Source organism: Streptomyces ipomoeae 91-03 (genome assembly GCF_000317595.1).
GTDB lineage: Bacteria > Actinomycetota > Actinomycetes > Streptomycetales > Streptomycetaceae > Streptomyces > Streptomyces ipomoeae.
Genome location: NZ_AEJC01000019.1, coordinates 1 through 3,956 on the forward strand (window position 1 = coordinate 1; position 3,956 = coordinate 3,956).

The 3,956-nt window shown below is 73.8% G+C and carries 4 protein-coding genes; 3 read left to right on the forward strand and 1 reads right to left on the reverse strand.

The genetic code is table 11. From position 1 onward, the window contains the following. Positions 1 to 419: aldo/keto reductase (locus STRIP9103_RS01085; protein WP_009294231.1), on the forward strand; the 419-nt coding region annotated here is incomplete at its 5' end. Continuing rightward, positions 416 to 2,782 carry a helix-hairpin-helix domain-containing protein gene (locus STRIP9103_RS01090; RefSeq protein WP_009294239.1) on the forward strand — a complete coding sequence of 789 codons (2,367 nt, stop codon included), beginning with the start codon at positions 416 to 418 and terminating at the stop codon, positions 2,780 to 2,782. The genes STRIP9103_RS01085 and STRIP9103_RS01090, both read left to right, overlap by 4 nt. A 226-nt stretch (positions 2,783 to 3,008) precedes the next feature. Here the strand turns inward: STRIP9103_RS01090 and STRIP9103_RS01095 are convergent, their stop codons facing one another. Then, positions 3,009 to 3,698, reverse strand: coding sequence for a hypothetical protein (locus STRIP9103_RS01095; protein WP_009294233.1), 690 nt, complete (start codon positions 3,696 to 3,698; stop codon positions 3,009 to 3,011). A gap of 48 nt (positions 3,699 to 3,746) precedes the next feature. On the opposite strand from STRIP9103_RS01095, the gene STRIP9103_RS01100 reads away from it, so the two are divergent. Further along, positions 3,747 to 3,935: a DUF5703 family protein gene (locus STRIP9103_RS01100; RefSeq protein ID WP_005485166.1), complete on the forward strand. Its 189-nt coding sequence runs from the start codon at positions 3,747 to 3,749 to the stop codon at positions 3,933 to 3,935. Positions 3,936 to 3,956 lie beyond the last annotated feature (21 nt).

The following is a 3,956-nucleotide window of genomic DNA, read 5'->3' on the forward strand; positions in this document are numbered from 1 at the left end:
AACGCGAGGTGCTGCCCGCCGCGCTCGACCTGGGCGTCGGTCTGCTGCCGTCCTCACCGCTGGGCCGCGGGGTGCTCACCGGCAAGTACCGCCACACCACTCCCCCGGACTCACGGGGCGGCTCGGAGCACATGGCCCCGTTCGTCGCGCCGTATCTCGACGACACGGCGAGCAGCATCGTGGACGCGGTGCAGACCGCCGCGGACGGCCTCGCCGTGACCCCGCTCCAGGTGGCCCTGGCGTGGGTACGCGACCGGCCCGGCGTCGCCGCGCCCATCGTCGGCGCACGCAACGCACTGCAGCTCACGGCCGCGTTGTCAGTGGAGACCCTTAGTCTTCCTGACGAGATCTGCCGGGCTCTCGACGACGTGTCGGCGCCCGTGCACCGCTATCCCGATCACGACTGGAGCACGCTGTGAGCACGGAGCCCGCGACCACGGAGCCGGACGAGCCGGGGCGACGGGGCGAGGGGTCCCCCGCGGCCGAGAGCGCCGCCGAGAACCGGCCGAGCGCGCCCGGGGCTACGCCCGTGGACGGGGACACGGCCGGGGCCGGATCGATCGCGGACGCCGGTGAGACGGCCGGGGGCAGGAACGGCGAGGACGAGACCGACGGCGACGCGGACAGCAGCTCCAGTGCCGGCGCCTCCGATGCCGGCTCCCCCGGCGGCGGTACCGGCGACGCGGCGGACGCGGGCGTCGTCGGCCCAACGGCAGCGGACGGCGAGTCGGCAGAGTCGGCCGAAGCCGGTGGTGTCGAGGCCGCACCAGATATGTCCGAGGCGGAGGCCGAGCTGGCCGCGGAGCGGGAGCGGATCGAGCGGCGGAAGGCGGAGAAGAAGGGGCCGATCGCGAGCGGGGCCAAGCTCAGCGGGGTGGCGGCCGATCTGTTGGCCGCCGTACGGGCGGTGGAGGGCGGGCAGAAGCCCGCGGCCACCGTGTTCAGCGAGCCGGAGCCCGCACCGCGGCGGCCCGCGCCGGAGCCGGTGCGGCGGCCTCAGCCGGTTGCGCCCGTGGCCGGTGTGGCGGCGCCCTCCGGGGAGACCGTCGAGGCGGTGCGTGCCGTGCTGGCCGCGGGCGGGGCGCCCGAGGCGCTCGGGCCGCAGGTCGCCGAAGTGCTCGGCGAAGGTGCGGGCGATCGGCTGCGTGCGGATCCCTGGCAGTTGCTGCGGGTGCCCGGCGTACGGCCGGAGCAGGCCGACGGATTCGCGCGGGCGCTGCTCGGCGCGGAGTGCGGCCCGGACGACGAGCGGCGGGGCCGTGCGGTCACCGTGTGGCTGCTGGAACAGGCGGCCATCGCCGGGCATACGGCGCTGGAGGCCCCCGCCCTGGCCGCCGCACTGGCCCAGCGGTCCGTGCCCGACCCCGACGCGGCAGTCCAGAGCGCCGTCGCCGAGGGCGAGGCCCTGGTCTTCCAGGACGCGCTCGACGATGCGCCGCCCACCGCGGCGGGCGCCGGTGCCGAGGGCGACGAGGCGGAGCAGGAGCAGCCGGTTCGCGTTCTCATCGGGCTGGAGCGTTACGCGCTCGCCGAGGAGAGCCTCGCCGACGGTCTCGCCCGGGTCGTGAACTCCCTGCCCAAGGAGGACTCGACGGACTGGCCCCCGGCGGAGGCGTCGGTGCCGCGATCCGCCGTCGGCCTGATCCGCGCGGTCGCCGGGCACGGGCTGGTGCTGCACACCGGCGGCGAGGCCGCCCGCGCCGAACCCGCGGCGCTGATCACCGCCGCGCGGGCGCTCGGGCTGCGGGCGTACGCGGCGACGCACAGCGCGGACGGGAGACGTCGGTTCGCGGCCCTCATCGGCGGTGACGAGGGAAGCGACGGCGCGATCGTGGCCACCGTCGCCGGGTTGTTGTCCGGTGCGGAGGGGCCCGGCCGGGATGCCGACGGTGCGCTGGACCTCGACCTGCTCGTCGTACTGGACGCGCCGCAGCTCGACGTCGAGACGGCCGCCGTGCTCGTCGAGTCGCTGCCCGACGGGGCCCGGCTGGTGCTCAGCGGTGACCCGGGGGTGCTGTGGTCCGCCGGGCCGGGGCGGGTCTTCGCGGATCTGCTCGCCGCCCGCACCTGCCCACAGGTCGCCTCGCGGACGCCCGATCCCGGGCCGATCGGCGAGTTGGTCTCCGGGATCGGGATCGGAGAGCTGAACCAGGTCGACGCGCCCGGGAAGGAGGTCGTGATCGTGCCGGTGCGGGACGCCGGGGAGGCGGTGCACCGGACCGCGCAACTGGTCGTGGACTCGGTGCCGAGGGCCTTCGGCATCCCCGCCGAGCAAGTGCAGGTGATCACCCCCGGGCACGGTGGGGCGGCCGGTACGCGTGCGCTCAACGTGGCGCTGAAGGAACGGCTGAATCCCGGCCCCGGCCGCTTCGGGGGCTTCGATCCGGGTGACCGTGTCGTCCACTCCCCCGTGCCGGGGCGTACGACGCCGGGGCGCGTGGTCAAGGCCGACGCCGAGGGGTTGCACCTGGAGTGTGCGGGGGCGGCCGTGGTCGTACCGAAGGAGCGGGTGGAGCAGAGCGTGCGGCACGCGTGGGCCCTGACCGCGCACCAGGCCGTGGGGCACCGTTGGCCGGCCGTGGTCGTGGTGCTGCCGGGCGACGCCGCGCCCGCCCTCAGCCGGCCCTGGGTCTACACGGCCTTCGGCCGGGCCGAGCGGCACCTGTCCGTCGTCCATGGCGTGGAACAGGCCCTGCCCCGCGCGGTCGCCGAAATCGGCGCGAAGCCACGCACGACACGGCTACCGGTGCTGCTGAAGGCGCAGGTACCGTCCGCCGATTGACCCTGCCGCAGCTGCGCAGGAGACCCGCGCCCCCATAAGGGGCGCGGGGAACTGCGCGAGCGACCACACACAACCCGCAGCCGCCAAGCAAAACGGACACCCCTGAGCCAGTAGGCGCCCCGAGCCAGAAGGCGCCCCCGAGCTAGAAGGCACCCACAGGCACCCTGAGCCATTCGGTCCCCACAGGCACCCCCGAGCCCCCTGGGCCCTCAGTCCCGGCCCGCGCCTAGCGATCCGCGTCCAACGGTTCCAGGTCCTCGTCCTCATCCAGCTCCGCTTCGAGTTCGAGGTCGTCGTCCAGCTCGTCGTCCTCCATGTCGTCGTCGAACACCGCACTGACGTCGAAGCGGCACACCACACGTTGGGGATCGACCTGGTCGAAGGGGGCCTCCAACCACTCGCCGGGCTCGGCGGTGTCGTCCCCGGCGGTCACCCAGAGCGTGGAGTCGCCCTCCTCCAGGCCGAACTCCTTGTGCCGGGAGGCGATCTCGTCCGGCTCGAACTCCCCGAACAGCACGCCCAGCGCCCCATGCACCGTGCCGACCCCGTTGTCCGGGGCCGAAGGCTCCTCCACGGCCTCCACCCGTTGCGCCTGCGCGAGCAGGCGCTGTGGCTCGACGACCGTGTAGTCCCGGCGGATCAGCACACTGAGCGCGCTGGGTTCCTCGGGGCCGGTGTACGGCGGCATGTCCTCCGTGCCGGGGATCTCGAAGGGGGTGACCTCGTCGTAGCGGTCGTAGAGCAGTTCGTCGTACTCCTCGGCGGCCCCGGCCAGCTCGTTGAACGCTTCGTAGACGGCCGGGTCGTCCTCTCCCGTCCTCTGCTCGACCGCGGCGAGATGGCGGTCGAGCGCGGTCTTGACCGCCTCGGCGGCGGCGCGTACCTCGGCAGCGGTGGGCTGCGCAGCATCAGACATAGTGCAGACGCTATCCGTATGGGGCCCCAGCCCGCACAATAGATACCGATGCCGGAATACGAATTTGTCGACGTGTACGTACCTCGTGGGGTCTCCCGCAAGGACGCCACACGCCTGCTGACGGACCATGCCGAGTACGGACACTGGGAGTTGGACCGACTGAGCCTGCTGCGCGATGGCAGCCGCAGGGTGCGGTTGCGCCGACGGATCATCCGCCAGGTGCGCGCCACGTGGTAGGTGGGCAGATCACAACGGAGC

What these genes read in the sequence shown, in the direction of transcription:
- STRIP9103_RS01095 (WP_009294233.1), bottom strand. Translation starts at nt 3,698, where the DNA reads ATGTCTGATGCTGCGCAGCCCACCGCTGCCGAGGTACGCGCCGCCGCC.
- STRIP9103_RS01100 (WP_005485166.1), top strand. Translation starts at nt 3,747, where the DNA reads ATGCCGGAATACGAATTTGTCGACGTGTACGTACCTCGTGGGGTCTCC.